The organism is Actinomadura nitritigenes (assembly GCF_017573545.1).
GTDB classification, from domain to species: domain Bacteria; phylum Actinomycetota; class Actinomycetes; order Streptosporangiales; family Streptosporangiaceae; genus Spirillospora; species Spirillospora nitritigenes.
Genome location: NZ_JAGEOK010000022.1, coordinates 54,882 through 70,383, shown reverse-complemented (window position 1 = coordinate 70,383; position 15,502 = coordinate 54,882). Strand labels below are relative to the sequence as shown.

Annotated in this window: 13 protein-coding genes; 5 read left to right on the top strand and 8 right to left on the bottom strand. The window is 74.2% G+C overall.

From position 1 onward, the window contains the following. Positions 1–70 precede the first annotated feature (70 nt). On the top strand, positions 71–286 hold the full coding sequence (locus J4557_RS30755) for a hypothetical protein (protein WP_208270255.1): 216 nt from the start codon (positions 71–73) through the stop codon (positions 284–286). Between the two features lie 15 nt (positions 287–301). Here J4557_RS30755 and J4557_RS30750 read toward each other — a convergent pair whose 3' ends face one another. The 7 genes from J4557_RS30750 to J4557_RS30720 all read right to left on the bottom strand — a co-directional run bounded on the left by J4557_RS30750 (position 302) and on the right by J4557_RS30720 (position 11,388). Further along, entirely contained in the window at positions 302–1,987 is a 1,686-nt protein-coding gene (locus tag J4557_RS30750; protein ID WP_243776598.1) for a coiled-coil domain-containing protein, read from the bottom strand. Positions 1,988–2,086: 99 nt separating this feature from the next. Continuing rightward, positions 2,087–3,046 carry a prolyl aminopeptidase gene (gene pip, locus J4557_RS30745; RefSeq protein ID WP_208270254.1) on the bottom strand — a complete coding sequence of 320 codons (960 nt, stop codon included), beginning with the start codon at positions 3,044–3,046 and terminating at the stop codon, positions 2,087–2,089. Between the two features lie 75 nt (positions 3,047–3,121). Next, positions 3,122–7,084 carry an ATP-dependent RNA helicase HrpA gene (hrpA, locus tag J4557_RS30740; RefSeq protein WP_372442551.1) on the bottom strand — a complete coding sequence of 1,321 codons (3,963 nt, stop codon included), beginning with the start codon at positions 7,082–7,084 and terminating at the stop codon, positions 3,122–3,124. Positions 7,085–7,247: 163 nt separating this feature from the next. Then, the gene (locus tag J4557_RS30735) at positions 7,248–8,732 is read right to left on the bottom strand and encodes an NADH-quinone oxidoreductase subunit NuoF family protein (protein ID WP_208270252.1); all 1,485 of its coding nucleotides are present in this window, start codon (positions 8,730–8,732) and stop codon (positions 7,248–7,250) included. Continuing rightward, positions 8,729–9,511 carry a ferric reductase-like transmembrane domain-containing protein gene (locus J4557_RS30730; protein ID WP_208270251.1) on the bottom strand — a complete coding sequence of 261 codons (783 nt, stop codon included), beginning with the start codon at positions 9,509–9,511 and terminating at the stop codon, positions 8,729–8,731. The genes J4557_RS30735 and J4557_RS30730 overlap by 4 nt, the downstream gene beginning before the upstream one ends. A 204-nt stretch (positions 9,512–9,715) precedes the next feature. Continuing rightward, positions 9,716–10,624: an SDR family oxidoreductase gene (locus J4557_RS30725; RefSeq protein ID WP_208270250.1), complete on the bottom strand. Its 909-nt coding sequence runs from the start codon at positions 10,622–10,624 to the stop codon at positions 9,716–9,718. Further along, positions 10,621–11,388, bottom strand: a complete 768-nt coding sequence (locus J4557_RS30720; protein ID WP_208270249.1) for an SDR family oxidoreductase — start codon at positions 11,386–11,388, stop codon at positions 10,621–10,623. Before J4557_RS30720 ends, J4557_RS30725 begins: the two co-directional genes overlap by 4 nt. Positions 11,389–11,452: 64 nt before the next feature. Between J4557_RS30720 and J4557_RS30715 the strand changes: the two genes are divergently transcribed. Genes J4557_RS30715 through J4557_RS30700 form a run of 4 tightly spaced genes read left to right on the top strand, consistent with a single transcriptional unit; the run spans position 11,453 to position 14,845 of the window. Next, positions 11,453–12,199: an enoyl-CoA hydratase family protein gene (locus J4557_RS30715; RefSeq protein WP_151542904.1), complete on the top strand. Its 747-nt coding sequence runs from the start codon at positions 11,453–11,455 to the stop codon at positions 12,197–12,199. Continuing rightward, positions 12,196–13,056 (top strand): CoA transferase subunit A, encoded by an 861-nt coding sequence (locus tag J4557_RS30710; RefSeq protein WP_307800303.1) that lies wholly within the window; start codon positions 12,196–12,198, stop codon positions 13,054–13,056. Before J4557_RS30715 ends, J4557_RS30710 begins: the two co-directional genes overlap by 4 nt. Beyond that, the gene (locus J4557_RS30705) at positions 13,053–13,784 is read left to right on the top strand and encodes a CoA-transferase subunit beta (RefSeq protein ID WP_208270248.1); all 732 of its coding nucleotides are present in this window, start codon (positions 13,053–13,055) and stop codon (positions 13,782–13,784) included. Before J4557_RS30710 ends, J4557_RS30705 begins: the two co-directional genes overlap by 4 nt. Beyond that, entirely contained in the window at positions 13,784–14,845 is a 1,062-nt protein-coding gene (locus J4557_RS30700) for an NAD(P)H-dependent flavin oxidoreductase (RefSeq protein ID WP_208270247.1), read from the top strand. The genes J4557_RS30705 and J4557_RS30700 overlap by 1 nt, the downstream gene beginning before the upstream one ends. On the opposite strand, the gene J4557_RS30695 is transcribed toward J4557_RS30700, so the two are convergent. Continuing rightward, on the bottom strand, positions 14,842–15,456 hold the full coding sequence (locus J4557_RS30695) for a TetR/AcrR family transcriptional regulator (RefSeq protein ID WP_208270246.1): 615 nt from the start codon (positions 15,454–15,456) through the stop codon (positions 14,842–14,844). The genes J4557_RS30700 and J4557_RS30695 overlap by 4 nt on opposite strands. Positions 15,457–15,502 lie beyond the last annotated feature (46 nt).

The following is a 15,502-nucleotide window of genomic DNA, read 5'->3' as shown; positions in this document are numbered from 1 at the left end:
GTCATGCGACATGGTCCGGCACCGCGGTTACGCTGTTCAATCTGACTTTCCGCGACTGGAGGCGGGTCAGATGAGCGGAACGGTCGTACTTCTCCTCGGGGTGGCGGCGCTCGCGGTGTACACCGGCAGGCACTGGGAGCGCGCCCGCCGCGCCGCGTCCGACATGCGGCTGAGCCGGCGGCGGGTCGCCGGCCTCCGGCGGACGGCGGTGCGCGAGCGCGGCCAGGCCACCATGATCGTCGCGGGGGCGGTGTGCGTCCTCGTGATCGTCGTCAAGTACGGCTGAGCCGCCGTCCGGCCGTCAGGGGCCGGTGAACAGCGGGTCCTCCCGGTCGGCTCCGTTCAGCGGCCGGCGCGGCAGGGGCGGCTCGCCCGCCGGGGGACCGCCCGCGGGCGACGGGGGGCCGGCGGCGGAGGGCGGCGGCAGCATGTGCCCGCCCGACTGGGACGATCCGGGCGGCGGGCCGCCGTGCGTCCCGTTCGGTCCCTGCGCCCCGGGCGGGACGGGCGGAACGGGCGCGCCGAGCGGAACGGGCGCGCCGAGCGGGAAGCCGGAACCGTTGGCGGCGCCGGCCGACACCGGCGGCGGCTGCGCGCCGCCGGGGGCGTTCGCGAAGCCCGGCGGCGGGACCGGGCTGCCGCCGGACAGCCGCCCGCCCGGCGGGATGTTCGACGACAGCGTGTTGTGGGTGAGCTGGTCTATCTGGCGGCGCGCGCGGTCGGCCTCGGCGCGGGCGGCGTCGCGCTCCTCGGCGAGTGCGGACAGCGCGGCCTGCTGCTCGGCGACCGACTGCGACAGCTGGCGCAGCTGCACCGCCTGGTCGTTGATCTTGGCGTTCAGCTCGTCGCGCTCGCTGGTGGCGGCCTCGGCCTGCGCCCGCGCGGTGTCGCGCTCCTTGGCGGCGTCCTCGGCGCGGGCGTTGGCGCGGACGACCTCCGCCTCGGCCTCCGACTGCGCGCGCAGCGCGGCGGCGCGCTCCGCCTCGGCCTTGCTGGCGGCCTGCATCGCGTGCTGCCGCTGCGCCTCGGTGTCGCGCATGGCGTTGCGCAGGTCCTCGGCGCCCTGCTTGGCGACCGCGGCCTCGACCCGCTGCGACTCGGCGGCGCCCTCGGCCTCGGCGAGCTTGGCGTGCAGAGCGACCAGCTCGGCGCGGGCGGCCTCCAGCGCGGCGAGCAGCTCGGTCTCGCGGGCGGCGACGCGGTCGCGCTCGCTCTCGGCGGCGAGCTTCGCCGTCATCGACTGCTGCGCGATCTGGTGCGCCTCCTCCCACGCCTGCTGCGCGGCGTCGCGCTTGGCGGTCGCGAGCCGGGCCTCCTCGCGGGCCTCGGCGGCGTCCTTCTCGGCCTTGTCGGCGCGGCCCCGGGCGGACGTCGCCTCCTGCCACGCCTCCTCCGCCTTGCGCTGCGAGGCGTCCCGCTCGCTCTGCGCGATGGCCAGCTCGCGGGCGGCCTCGGCCCGCACCTCGGCGACCCGGCGCTCTACGCCCGCGACGCTCAGCTCGGAGGTCAGCGAGTCGGCGAGCAGGTCCGCGGCCTTCTCCAGCCGCTCGACCATCTCCCAGGCGGAGGCGACCTGCCCGGTGAGGCCGGGCGCGTCCCGGCCCCGCTCGCGGCGGTCGCGGGCCTCGCGGGCGCAGGCCCCGTCGTTGTCCTGGCAGTACCGGACGGTGCGGACGGCCCCGACCGGCTGCGGGACCGGACGCCCGCAGTTCGCGCACGGCCAGACCGTCACGGGGTCGCCCATCCGCGCGACCGCCGTCTCGGTGCCGCCGGTGCCCACGATGTCGTCGCGCGCCCCCGGCGCGCCCTGCTGCGGCGTGCCCTGCCGCGGGGCCCCCTGCTGCCCTGACGAGCCCTGCCCGCCGGCTCCCACGCCCTCCGCGGCGGACGCGGCGCCCTGCGGACGCCCGTCCTCGGAGACCGCGCCCTGGGGAGCCGCGGCCGTCCCCTCGGGGCCGCTATTGTCGCGCTCTTCGCTGTTAGGCATGGAATGAACCATACGCACTAGTACACGGTACTGCAGTGACTTGCGAGGTAGATGTGGGGCCATCCACGTCGTAGAGAAGTGAGTAGAACCAGCGGGGCGTCACCGCGCGGCGAACCGGTCGGTCGCCTCGATGAGCCGGTCCAGGGTGCCCGGTTCGGAACCGCCGTGCCCCGCGTCCTCCACGATGTGGAACTCCGCCTCGGGCCAGGCGAGGTGCAGGTCCCACGCCTGGTCCGGCGGGGTCTTCATGTCGTAGCGGCCGTTGACGATCACGGCGGGAAGGTGCCGGATCCGGTCGACGCCCGCGAGCAGGCCGCCCTCGGGCAGGAAGCCGCCGGCGGCGATGTAGCGGTGGGTGATGCGGGCGAACGCGAGGACGGCGGGGTCGCCGAGGTCGGGCGCCGGGACGGGCAGCAGCGTGTTGGCGCACAGCTCCCACGCCATCCACGCCCGCGCCGCCGGCACGTGGACGGCCGGGTCCGGGTCCTCGATGCGGCGGCCGTAGGCGGCGACCAGGTCGTCCCGCTCGCCGGCCGGGATCGCGTCGCGGAACGCGGCCCACTCGGCCGGGAACAGGTGGGCCGCGCCGGTCGGAGTGAACCCCCACGCCTCGTCGGACGGGCGGACGAGGTAGACGCCGCGCAGCACCATCTCCGTGACGCGCTCCGGATGCGCCTGCGCGTAGGCGAGCGCGAGGGTGCTCCCCCAGCTGCCGCCGAACACCAGCCACCGGTCGATCGACAGGTGCTCGCGCAGCCGCTCGATGTCGGCGACCAGGTGCGGAGTCGTGTTGTGCTCGAGGGAGACGCCGGGGTCTCCGGCGTGCGGGCGGCTCCGGCCGCAGTTGCGCTGGTCGAACAGGACGATCCGGTACGCGGCGGGGTCGAAGAAGCGCCGGAACGCGGGGAGCACGCCGCCTCCGGGCCCGCCGTGCAGGAACACCGCGGGCTTGCCGTCCGGGTTCCCGCAGACCTCCCAGTGAATCCGGTTCCCGTCGCCGACGTCCAGCAGGCCGGAGTCGTGGGGCTCGATCGGCGGGTAGAACTCCCTCAATCCCATGATTCCCAGTAGTACACGACGGTTGATCATGCCGTGTCCCACTTGGGACACTCCGGCCGCCGGCCGGCGCGGCCGTCAGAGCTGCGCCATGGCCTTGCGGATGCGCTTGTCGGACACAGGGAACCGGGTGCCGAGCTGCTGGGCGAACAGGCTGACCCGCAGTTCCTCCAGCATCCAGCGGATCTGCCGGGCCGGCTCCTCGTCGCGGCGGGACGGGTGCAGCCGGCGGAGCGCCTGCTCGTACTCCTGCCCCAGCACGTCGACCTGGTGTGCGAGCATCCGGTCGCGTCCCGGGTTCTCGGGGAGCTTGTCGAGCCGGATCTGCAACGCGCGCAGGTAGCGGGGCAGGTCGGCGAGCCGCGCCCAGCCCGTCTCGGTGACGAACCCGGGGTGGATCAGCTTCGCCAGGTGCCCGCGTATGTCGGTCAGCGCCGGGACGAGGGTGAGGCTGGCCGTGCCGCGCAGCCGCCGGTCCAGCTCGTGGGACTCGGCGAGGATCCGCTCGACGAGCCCGACGACCTGCGCGGTGGCGTCGTGGAGGTCGGCGCGGACCCGGTCGTACAGCGCGCGGAACCCGGCCTCGTCCCACGCGGGCCCGCCCGCCTCGGCGATGAGCCGGTCGGCGGCGGCGGTGACGCAGTCGTCGAACAGCGCCGCGACCGAACCGTGCGGGTTGTGGCTGAGCGCCAGCTTGCCCTTGTTGGTCAGGCGGCCCTGGATGAGCTTCACCGGGGACGGCGCGTTCAGCAGGATGAGGCGGCGCGTGCCGAGCCACATGGCGCGGCGCTGCTCGGCCTCGGTCTCGTACATGCGGACGGCGACGCCGTCGCCCTCGTCGGTCAGCGCCGGGTACGCCTTCACGTCGTATCCGGCCTGCCGCCGCTCGTAGGTGCGGGGCAGCTCGCCGATCGTCCACTCGGTGAGACCGGACCGCTCCACGTTCGACGCGGCCTTCGCCAGCGTCCCGCGCACCTTGCCGGCGAGCCGGCGTTTCAGCTCGTCGAGGTCGGTGCCCTCGCCGAGGGCGCGGCCCCGGTCGTCGACGACGCGGAAGGTGATGCGCAGGTGCGCGGGCAGCCGCGAGGCGTCCCACGCCTCCCGCGCGACGGGGACGCCCGTCATCGCGGTCAGCTCCCGCTCCAGCGCGTCCAGCAGCGGCTCGGAGCGCGGCGCGACGCGGTCGAGGACCTTGCGGGCGTAGTCGGGCGCCGGGACGAAGTTGACGCGCAGCTGCTTCGGCAGCGACCGGATCAGCTCGGTGACCAGTTCGGTGCGCAGGCCGGGAACCTGCCATTCGAACCCGTCCGGGCGGACCTGGTTGAGGACCTGGACGGGGACGTGGACGGTGACGCCGTCGGCGTCGGCGCCCGGCTCGAACTGGTAGGTCAGCCGGAGCCGCAGCGGCCCCTGCTTCCACACGTCCGGGTAGTCGGCCTCGCTGACGCCGCCGGCGGTCTCGTTGATGAGCATCGACTTCTCGAACCCGAGCAGGTCGGGGTCCGAGCGTCGCGCCCTCTTCCACCACGCGTCGAAGTGCCGCCCGGAGACGACGTCCTCGGGGATCCGCGCGTCGTAGAAGTCGAAGAGCGTCTCGTCGTCCACGAGGATGTCGCGGCGGCGGGCGCGGTGCTCCAGCTCCTCCACCTCGTCGAGGAGGGCCCGGTTGGCGTGGAAGAACTCGTGGTGGGTCTCCCAGTCGCCCTCGACGAGCGCGTGCCGGATGAAGAGCTCGCGAGACAGCGCAGGGTCGATGGAGCCGTAGTTGACGCGCCGGTCGGCGACGATCGGCACCCCGTAGAGGGTGACCTTCTCGTGCGCCATGACGGCGGCCTGCTTCTTCGACCAGTGCGGTTCGCTGTAGTTGCGCTTGACGAGGTGCTCCGCCAGCGGCTCGATCCAGTCCGGCTCGATCCTGGCGTTGACGCGCCCCCAGAGCCGGGACGTCTCGACCAGCTCCGCCGACATCACCCAGCGCGGCGGCTTCCTGAACAGCGCCGACCCCGGGAACACGGCGAACTTAGCGCCTCGCGCGCCAAGGTACTCCTGCCCGCGGCGCGGCCTGTCCTTCTCCTTCTTCTCGGCATCTCCCCGACCGACCGACCCCGACCGACCTGCCGTGTCGATCAGCCCGATGTGCGAGAGGAGGCCGGCGAGCAGGGAGACGTGGATGCGGTCGGGCGGGGCGTCGGCGGTGTTGAGCGTGACGCCCAGCGACTTGGCGACCTGCTTGAGCTGGCCGTGCAGGTCCTGCCACTCGCGGACGCGCAGGAAGTGCAGGAACTCGTTCTTGCACATGCGGCGGAACGCGCTGCCCGACAGCTCCTTCTGCTGCTCGCGCAGGTAGTTCCACAGGTTCAGGTACGCCAGGAAGTCGGACGTGGGGTCGGCGAACCGGCGGTGCTTGTCGTCGGCGGCCTGCTGGTGCTCGGCGGGGCGCTCGCGCGGGTCCTGGATCGACAGCGCGGCGGCGATGACGAGGACCTCGCGGACGCACCCGTTGCGATCGGCCTCCAGCACCATGCGGGCGAGCCGCGGGTCGACGGGCAGCTGCGCGAGCCGGCGGCCGAGCGGGGTGAGCCGCTTGCGCGGGTCCTTCTCGGCGGGGTCGATGGCGCCGAGCTCGTGCAGCAGGTCGACGCCCGCCTTGACGTTGCGGCGGTCCGGCGGCTCCACGAACGGGAACGCGGAGATGTCGCCGAGTCCGAGCGCCGTCATCTGCAGGATGACGGAGGCGAGGTTCGTCCGCAGGATCTCCGGGTCGGTGAACTCGGGCCGCGACTCGAAGTCCTCCTCGGAGTACAGCCGGATGCACACGCCCTCGGACACGCGGCCGCAGCGCCCCTTGCGCTGGTTCGCCGACGCCTGCGAGACCGGCTCGATCGGGAGCCGCTGCACCTTCAGCCGGTGGCTGTAGCGGGAGATGCGGGCGGTGCCCGGGTCGACGACGTACTTGATGCCGGGGACGGTCAGCGACGTCTCGGCGACGTTCGTCGCGAGGACGACGCGCCGCCCGCGGTGCGCCTGGAACACGCGGTGCTGCTCGGCGGCCGACAGCCGCGCGTACAGCGGCAGCACCTCGGTCGCGGTCCTCTGACGGGTGAAGTGCTTGGTCAGCGCGTCGGCGGTGTCGCGGATCTCCCGCTCGCCGCTGAGGAAGACCAGCACGTCGCCGGGCGCCTCGCGGCCCAGCTCGTCGACCGCGTCGATGATCGCCTGGATCTGGTCGCGGTCGGGGTCGGCGGACGGATCGTCGGGGTCGGCGACGGGCCGGTACCGCACCTCCACCGGATAGGTCCGGCCGGACACCTCGACGATCGGGGCGTCGCCGAAGTGCCGGGAGAACCGTTCGGGGTCGATCGTCGCCGAGGTGATGATCACCTTGAGGTCGGGACGCCGCGGCAGGATCTCCTTCACGTAGCCGAGCAGGAAGTCGATGTTCAGGCTGCGCTCGTGCGCCTCGTCGATGATCAGCGTGTCGTACTGGCGCAGCAGCCGGTCGGTCTGGATCTCGGCGAGCAGGATGCCGTCGGTCATCAGCTTCACCAGCGTGTCGTCGCTGGACCTGTCGGTGAAGCGGACCTTGTAGCCGACGGTGTCGCCGAGCTCGGTGCCGAGCTCCTCGGCGATCCGGTCGGCGACGGTGCGGGCGGCGAGCCGGCGCGGCTGGGTGTGGCCGATCGAGCCGAGCACGCCGCGGCCGAGCTCCAGGCAGATCTTCGGGATCTGGGTGGTCTTGCCGGACCCGGTCTCGCCCGCGACGATCACGACCTGGTGGTCGCGGACCGCGGCGAGGATGTCGTCCTTCTTCTGCGCGACCGGCAGCTCCGCCGGGTACGTGATCGCGGGCACGGCGAGGCGCCGCCGCTCGACCCGCCGTTCGGCGGCCTCGACGTCGGCGGCGATCTCCTCGGCGACCTTCGCGCGCCGCGCCGCGTCCCGCATCCTCTGGGTGCCGTCGATACGGCGGCCGAGCCGGTGCTGGTCGCGCAGCATCAGCTCGGGCAGGCGCGCGCGCAGGTCGGCGAGCGGCGATCTCACAGGCGTCCTCATAACCATCGACAAGGATAGGGTTCCAGGCCGGCAGGCCCCGCTCACCCTCAAACCTCCGCACCGTAGCCGGAACCGCCCGCGCCGGGCGATCCATTTTCCATCGGGCGCGCCGGGTACAACGCCTGCCGGCCCGCCCGGCATTCCTGCGCCGCTAGGAGGCCCGGCCCGCCTTCTCGTGGGGCGTGCGCGGGACGAGGCGCAGGGCGAGGCCGGGGCAGATGGCGACGGCGCGCCGCGCGTCGGCCTCCAGCCGTGCCGGGATGGGCTCGGTGGGGATCACCGGGTAGCTGTACTCGTCCATCCGGACGGTGCCGCGCAGCACGTCGGCGCACAGGCCGTGGCCGTCGCAGCGGCTCCAGTCGACCTCCAGCCGCAGCTCGGCCGCCTCCGCCTCGGCGGGCAGCACTCCGAGGACGGGCCGTCCGCAGCCGCCGCCGGAGGCGTGCCGGGCGAGGTCGTCCGCGAAGACCTCCAGCGCGGACAGCACGAACCGGGCGGTGCCGTCGGGGTGGGCGCACGCGCCGCGGCCGACGACCATCCCCACGGCGCGGCGGACGGCCTCGCAGGCGGCCGCGACGCCCCGCCCGGCGGCGATGTCGGCGAGCGCGCCGGCGACGTCGGGCAGCCCGAGCCGGCACGGCCCGCACTGCCCGGCCGACTCGGCGGCCAGGTACCCGGCGACGCGCGCGCACTCGCCGAGCGGGCAGGTGCCGCGCCCGATCGGCATGACGATCCCGGCGCCGAGCGCGCCGCCCGCCGCCGCGAGCCCGGCTCGCGACACCACGGTGCGGGTCGCCACCTCGCCCTTCAGCCAGGCGCCGTGGTACCCGCCGACCAGGACTCCCTCGCCCGCCCGCGCGCCGCACAGGTCGAGCAGGTGGCCGAGCGGCGCCCCGGCGGGCGTCTCCACCACGGCCGGGAAGCGGGCCGAGCCGGTCACGGTCAGCAGCACCGTGCCGGGCTCGTCGCGGGTCCCGACCTTCCGGTATCCGGCGGGGCCGAGCCCGGCGAGCACGGCCAGCTGGGCGTAGGTCTCGGCGTTGGACAGCAGCGTGGGCAGGCCGTCCACCCCGCGGGACGAGGCGCGGCCCTTGCGGCCGGGCGGGATCGGGCGCTTGCCGTTGATGCCGCGCACCAGCGCCCCGCTCTCGCCGGTGACGAACCGCTCCGGCAGCAGCGCGACGCGGGCCCGGCCGCCGAGGTCGCGCTCGGCGATCGCGTCCCGCACCGACGCGGCGGCCGTCTCGTCCGTCACGGCGACGATGATCTCCAGCGAGCCGAGCGCGGTCGCGGCGAGCGCGGCACCGTCCAGGATCAGGTGCGGCGCGCCGCGCAGCAGCGCCTTGTCCTTGGCGCTGCCGGGCTCGCCCTCGGTGCCGTTGACGACCACGATCGTCCGCTTGCCGCGCCGGACGGCGCTGTCGGCGGTCGCCCGCACCTTGCGCGCGAACGGGAAGGCGGCGCCGCCCCGCCCGTGCAGCCGCCCCTCCTCGCACAGCGCGACGAGCTGGTCGGTGGTGAGAGGGCGCGGGTGGGGATGCAGGGCGCGGTGGGCGTCCCAGTCGAGGCGTCCCCCGTCGGCGAGGCCCTTGGTGAGGCGCGGCGGCCCGACGTGCCGGACGGCGAGCGCGGTCACGGCGTCCTCCTCTCCCGGGGCCGCAGGACGGGACGGGCGGCGAGCGCGAGCACGACCGCGGCCACGCACAGCAGGTAGCCCGCCGTCACCCACACGGCGGGAGCGCGGCCGGAGGTCAGGCCGTGCCAGATCCCGAGCGGCCACGCCGCGTACGCGGTGAGATGCGTGGCCCGCCAGACCCACGGGTGCCGGGTGCCGGCGAAGCGGCCGCGCGCGATGCCCCCGGCCACGGCGAGGAGCAGGAGGTAGAAGGCGATGACGCCGATGCCGTAGTCGGCTGCGTGCCGGCCGGGCAGCGGCAGCAGCGCCTGGGCGATCCCGACCCGGTGCTCGGCGAGCTGCGAGTCGATGTGGACGGCCAGCATCGCCACCGCGAGGAACGCGGTGGCCCGGTGCACCGCCTGGGCCCGCAGCCGGTGCCGGGAGGCGAGGATCGCGCGGTCGGTGGCCAGCAGCCCGATCATCACCGTCAGCGAGAGCGCGACCAGCGCGAAGACCCCGCAGTAGAAGTCGAGGAACCGGCCGACCGGGCGCAGCACGGACGGCGAGCCTCCGGACTCGGCGCCGAGTCCGAGGAGGGCGCCCGCCACGGCGGCCGCGGCCGCCCCCGCGGCGATGCGGCCCCGGCGTCCGCCGGTCCGTCCCGGCCGCGCCGGAGCGACGGCGGGAGCAGGCACGGGCCGGGGGCCGCCCCCGGGCCCGGCGAGGAACGCGCCGGTCATCTCGTGGGCGGGGCCGCGGCGCGGCACGTCACCTGGCGGCGGACCCTCAGGAGCCATGGCGGCACCCCCTGCCTCTCGCGTCGTCCGGGGCCATTCCCCGGCAACTACGACGCGTGTTCGCCACGATTCGGTTCGGTGACACGACCATCCCCCGTCCCCCGCCGTTGTCCGGAATGGTGGCAGTCCAGGGCTGTTGCACCGAAGTTCGCGGCCGGAACCGGCCGCGCCCGGCGTGCGCCGGGCGCGGGCGAGAGGGGCGGGTCAGCCGGCGCCGTACACCGGTTCGGGCGCCGGGGCCTCGGCGAGCAGGCCGGCGACGACCTCGCCGACCTCGGCCGGGTCCCAGCGGGCGCCCTTGTCGGCCGCGGGACCGTGCCGGAACGCGTCCATCACGCAGATCTTGCCGCCCTCGGCCTCGAAGACCCGGCCCGTGACGCCCTTGGACTGCGCGGACCCGAGCCAGACGACCAGCGGCGACACGTTCTCCGGCGCCATCGCGTCGAACTCGCCCTCGGCCGGCGCGGCCATCGTCCGGGCGAAGACCTCCTCGGTCATCCGGGTGCGGGCGGCGGGCGCGATCGCGTTGACGTTCACCCCGTACCGGCCGAGTTCTGCGGAGGCGACGAGGGTGAGCCCGACGATGCCGGCCTTCGCCGCCGAGTAGTTGCCCTGGCCGACGCTGCCGAGCAGGCCCGCGCCGGACGAGGTGTTGATCACGCGGGCGTCCACGAGGCGGCCCGCCTTGCTCTCGGCCCGCCAGTACCGCCCGGCGTGCTTGAGGGGCAGGAAGTGGCCCTTGAGGTGGACGCGCATCACCGCGTCCCACTCGTCCTCGGAGAGGTTGATGAGCATCCGGTCGCGCAGGAACCCGGCGTTGTTGACGAGGGTGTCCAGCCGGCCGAAGGCGTCCACGGCGGTGGCGACGAGCGCGGCCGCGCCCGCGTCGGTGGCGATGTCGTCGGTGCTGGCCACGGCGCGCCCGCCGAGGGCCTCGATCTCCTTGACGACGTCCTGGGCGGGGCCGCCGGAGGCGTCGCCGCTGCCGTCGCGGGCCACGCCCAGGTCGTTGACCACGACGAGGGCGCCCTGCCGGGCGAACTCCAGCGCGTGCGCGCGGCCGAGCCCGCGCCCGGCTCCGGTGACGGCGACCACGCGGTCCTTGCAGATCATCGCGACTCCTCCTTGTTCACGGTGGCGGCGTCCAGGAACGCGGGGCGCTCTCCCCCGCCGTGCAGCAGCATCTGCGACCCGGTGACGTAGGACGCCAGGTCGGAGGCCAGGTAGACGCAGGCCGCGCCGACCTCGAAGGGGTCACCGAGGCGGCCCATCGGGACGGTGCGGCCGACGGCCTCGACGCCCGCCTCGTCGCCGTAGTGCAGGTGCGCCAGCTCGGTGCGGATCATGCCGAGGACCAGCGTGTTGACCCGCACCCGCGGCGCCCACTCGACGGCCAGCGACTGGGTGAGGCTGTGCAGCCCGGCCTTGGCGGCGCCGTACGCGGCGGTGCCCGGCGACGGCCGGACCCCGCTGACGCTGCCGATGTTGACCACCGAGGAGCCGTCCGGCATCAGCGGGCGCAGCGTCCGCGCCATGATCATCGGTCCGGTCAGGTTCAGCTCGATGATCTTGAGGTGGGTGCGCAGCGGCCCGTCGGCGAGCGGCAGGAACGGCGCGCCGCCCGCGTTGTTGACCAGGACGTCGACCCGGTCGAGCCCGGCGGCGAACGCCTCGGCGGCGTCGGCGTCCCGGACGTCCAGCGAGACGAACGCCGCCTTGCGGCCGCCGCCCTCGGGCAGCGCGTCCGGCTCGCGCCGGGCCACCGCGATCACGTCGGCGCCCGCCTCCAGGAAGGCGCGGCTGATCCCCGCACCGACCCCGCGCGCGCCCCCCGTGACCACGACGGTCCTCCCCGCCAGGTCCAGCGTCAGTGACATCCCGCCTCCTCCGAGCCCCTCTGCTACGGTCTGTTCTAACAAATGTTTGGTGGAAAGGTAGCGCATGGGAGTCTCCACCACGACCCTGGACGGGGTCGCCGAGATCGTCGTGGACGCGCCGCCGGTCAACGCACTGACCGTCGCGGGCTGGTTCGAGCTGGCCGACGCGGTGCTCGCGGCCGGCCGCGACCCGCAGGTCGGCGCCGTCGTGCTCCGGGCCGAGGGCCGGGGCTTCAACGCGGGCGTCGACATCAAGGAGATGCAGCGGACCGACGGCCACACCGCGCTGGTGGGGGCCAACCGGGGCTGCTTCGCGGCGTTCGCCGCCGTCTACGACTGCGAGGTACCGGTCGTCGCCGCGGTGCACGGCTTCTGCCTCGGCGGCGGGATCGGCCTCGCGGGCAACGCCGACATCGTCGTGGCGTCCGACGACGCCTTCTTCGGCCTGCCCGAGGTCGACCGGGGGGCGCTCGGCGCCGCGACGCACCTGGCCCGGCTCGTCCCGCAGCACCTGATGCGCGCGATGGTCTACACGTGCCGCAACGTGACCGCGGCCGAGCTGCACCACCACGGCTCGGTGCTGGAGGTCGTCCCGAAGGACGAGCTCCGCGCCAAGGCGCTGGAGGTCGCCGGGAACATCGCGGCGAAGGACAAGTACGTGATCCGGCGCGCCAAGGAGTCGCTGAACGGCATCGACCCGGTCGACGTCCGCCGCAGCTACCGCTACGAGCAGGGGTTCACGTTCGAGCTGAACCTCATGGGCGCGGGCGACGAGCACCGCGACGCCTTCGTCGCGAAGGGGGCCAAGTGAGCAAGGTTCTCTCCATCGAGGAGATCGTCGGGTCGCTGGAGAGCGGCATGACGCTCGGGATCGGCGGCTGGGGCTCGCGCCGCAAGCCGATGGCCCTCGTCCGGGCGCTGTGCCGCTCCGACGTCACCGACCTGACCGTGGTGACCTACGGCGGCCCGGACGTCGGCCTGCTGTGCGCCGCCGGCAAGGTCCGCCGGCTCGTCACCGCGTTCGTGACCATGGACTCGATCCCGCTGGAGCCGCACTTCCGGCAGGCCCGGCAGGCCGGGTCGATCGAGCTGACCGAGTACGACGAGGGCATGTTCATGTTCGGGCTGTACGCGGCGGCGCACCGGCTGCCGTTCCTGCCCACCCCGGTCGGGCTCGGCTCCGACGTGATGCGCGTCAACCCGGAGCTGAAGACGATCCGGTCGCCGTACGAGGACGGGCAGGAGCTCGTCGCCGTCCCGGCCCTGAGGATGGACGCGGCGCTGATCCACATGAACCGCGCCGACGCGCGCGGCAACGCCCAGTACCTCGGCGCCGACCCGTACATGGACGACCTGTTCGCCAAGGCCGCGGACCGGACGTACGTCTCCTGCGAGCGGCTGGTGGACACCGCCGACTTCGCCAAGGAGGGCCCCCCGCAGTCGATGCTGATCAGCCGGACGCAGGTCGCGGGCGTCGTGGAGACGCCGAACGGCGCGCACTTCACCGACTGCGAGCCCGACCACCGCCGCGACGAGGCGTTCCAGAGGCTGTACGCGAAGTCGGCGGGCGACCCGGAGGCGTGGGCGGCGTTCCGCGACCGGTTCCTGTCCGGTGACGAGGCCGCTTACCAGGACGCCGTCCGGACCTGGCAGGAGGAATCCCGATGAGCGATGTGACGAGGGCCGAGATCTGCGCGGTCGCCTGCGCGGAGCTGTTCCGGGGCGACGGCGAGATCGTGGCGGCGGCGGTCGCCGGCTTCGTGCCGATGCTGGGCTCGCGGCTGGCGCGGGCCACGTTCGAGCCGGACCTGCTGACGACCGACGGCGGGCCGACGCTGAGCGCCGAGCCCGTCCCGCTGGGCCGCACGGCGGAGGTGGCGGAGGGCTGGCTGCCGTTCCGCGACCACCTGTGGCTGGTGCTGAACGCGCGGCGGCACGTGGTGATGGGGCCGTCGCAGATCGACCGGTACGGCAACACCAACATCTCGTGCATCGGCGACTGGGAGCGGCCGTCGCGGCAGCTCCTCGGATCGCGCGGCGGGCCGGGCAACACGCTACTGAACCCGACGAGCTACTGGGTGCCGAAGCACTCGACGCGGGTGTTCACCGACAAGGTCGACTTCGTCAGCGGCGTCGGCTGGGACCGGGGCGCGCACGAGATCCGCGCCGTGGTGAGCAACCTGGCGGTGCTGGACTTCGCCACCCCCGACCACCGGATGCGGCTGCGCTCGGTGCATCCCGGCGTGACCGTCGAGGACGTCGTGGCCGCCACCGGGTTCGAGCTGGTCGTCCCGGACGAGGTGCCTCAGACCCGCCTCCCGGACGACGAGGAGCTGCGGGTCATGCGCGAGGTGCTCGACCCGAAGGGCCTGCGCGAGCGGGAGGTCCCGGCCTGATGGAGCAGCGGCTCGACACCCCGCTGACCCGGCTGACGGGCGTGCGGCACCCGGTCGTCCAGACGGGCATGGGCTGGGTGGCCGGCCCGCGCCTGGTCACCGCGGTCGCGAACGCGGGCGGCCTCGGGATCCTGGCGTCGGCGACGATGACGCTGGACCAGCTCGCGGACGCGATCCACGAGGTGAAGGACCGCACGGACTCGCCGTTCGGCGTCAACCTGCGGGCCGACGCCGGCGACGCGGGCGACCGCATCGACCTGCTGATCAAGGAGGGCGTGAAGGTCGCGTCGTTCGCGCTGGCGCCGAAGCAGGAGCTGATCGCCAAGCTCAAGGACGCGGGCCTCGTCGTGATCCCGTCGGTGGGCGCGCGGCGGCACGCGGAGAAGGTCGCGGGCTGGGGCGCGGACGCGGTGCTGGTGCAGGGCGGCGAGGGCGGCGGGCACACCGGCGCCGTCGCGACCACGCTGCTGCTCCCGCAGGTCGTGGACGCGGTCGACATCCCGGTGATCGCCGCCGGCGGCTTCTTCGACGGGCGCGGGCTCGCCGCCGCGCTGTCCTACGGGGCGGCGGGCGTGGCGATGGGCACCCGGTTCCTGCTGACCTCCGACAGCTCGGTCCCCGACGCGGTCAAGCAGGTGTACCTGGAGACGGGCGAGACGATCGTGACCCGGCAGGTCGACGGGATGCCGCACCGGGTGCTGCGCAGCGAGCTGGTGGACGGGCTGGAGTCGTCCGGCCGGGTCAGCGGGCTGGTCCGGGCGCTGCGCAACGGGGCCCGGTTCAAGAAGCTGTCCGGGATGTCGTGGCGCGCGATGATCGCGGACGGGAAGGCGATGAAGCACGGGAAGGACCTGTCCTGGTCGCAGGTCCTCATGGCGGCCAACACCCCGATGCTGCTGAAGGCGGCGATGGTGGACGGCCGTCCCGATCTCGGCGTGATGGCGTCGGGCCAGGTCGTCGGGGTCATCGACGACCTGCCGAGCTGCGCGCAGCTGATCGACGGGATCGTCGGGCAGGCCGTGGCGGCCATCGGCGCGCAGCAGGCGCTGCTGGTGCGTTAGGCGGTACCGAGGCCGCGCAGCACGGCCGCCAGTCCCCCGCGGAACTCCTCGTCGGGACCGATGTGGCGGGCGTGCCGCGCGGTCTCCGCCATGTTCGGGAACCGGTCGGCGGGCAGCGCGGCGATGGCGGCCGTCCCCTCGCCCTCCAGCGGGCCGAGGTGCTCCAGCTGGATGGCGCCGATGATGTAGGCGATCACCGCGCGCAGGGCGACGGCGGCGCGCGGCCCGGTGATGCCGGCGTCGCGCAGGATGCCGGCCACCGTCTCCCCCCAGCACAGCGACCCGGTCGAGTCGTGCCGGTGCGTGAGCGTCAGCGGCATGATCGCCGCGTGCGCGCCGAACGCGTCTCGCAGCCGCATCGCCATGGTCTCGATCCTCTCCTCCCACGGGCCGCCGGGCGGCGGCGCCGGGTCGACCTCCGCGTAGACGAGGTCGATCACGAGGCCCTCCAGCTCCTCCCGGTCGCGGACGTACCGGTACAGCGCCATGGTGCTCAGCTTGAGCTCCTTGGCGACGGCGCGCATGGACAGCCCGGCGAGGCCGTCCCGGTCGATGACGGCGAGCGCCGCGGCGGCGACCTGGTCCTGGGTGAGCGAGCGGGGTCGAGGCATGGCGCTTGACAGCGTACGGCATACGCCTACGATCGTAGGTGTACGC

Excerpts from the sequence above, each read along its gene's own strand:
- J4557_RS30755 (WP_208270255.1), top strand. The coding sequence starts at position 71 with ATGAGCGGAACGGTCGTACTTCTCCTCGGGGTGGCGGCGCTCGCGGTG.
- J4557_RS30750 (WP_243776598.1), bottom strand. The coding sequence starts at position 1,987 with ATGCCTAACAGCGAAGAGCGCGACAATAGCGGCCCCGAGGGGACGGCC.
- pip (WP_208270254.1), bottom strand. The coding sequence starts at position 3,046 with ATGGGATTGAGGGAGTTCTACCCGCCGATCGAGCCCCACGACTCCGGC.
- J4557_RS30730 (WP_208270251.1), bottom strand. The coding sequence starts at position 9,511 with ATGGCTCCTGAGGGTCCGCCGCCAGGTGACGTGCCGCGCCGCGGCCCC.
- J4557_RS30725 (WP_208270250.1), bottom strand. The coding sequence starts at position 10,624 with ATGATCTGCAAGGACCGCGTGGTCGCCGTCACCGGAGCCGGGCGCGGG.
- J4557_RS30720 (WP_208270249.1), bottom strand. The coding sequence starts at position 11,388 with ATGTCACTGACGCTGGACCTGGCGGGGAGGACCGTCGTGGTCACGGGG.
- J4557_RS30715 (WP_151542904.1), top strand. The coding sequence starts at position 11,453 with ATGGGAGTCTCCACCACGACCCTGGACGGGGTCGCCGAGATCGTCGTG.
- J4557_RS30705 (WP_208270248.1), top strand. The coding sequence starts at position 13,053 with ATGAGCGATGTGACGAGGGCCGAGATCTGCGCGGTCGCCTGCGCGGAG.
- J4557_RS30700 (WP_208270247.1), top strand. The coding sequence starts at position 13,784 with ATGGAGCAGCGGCTCGACACCCCGCTGACCCGGCTGACGGGCGTGCGG.
- J4557_RS30695 (WP_208270246.1), bottom strand. The coding sequence starts at position 15,456 with ATGCCTCGACCCCGCTCGCTCACCCAGGACCAGGTCGCCGCCGCGGCG.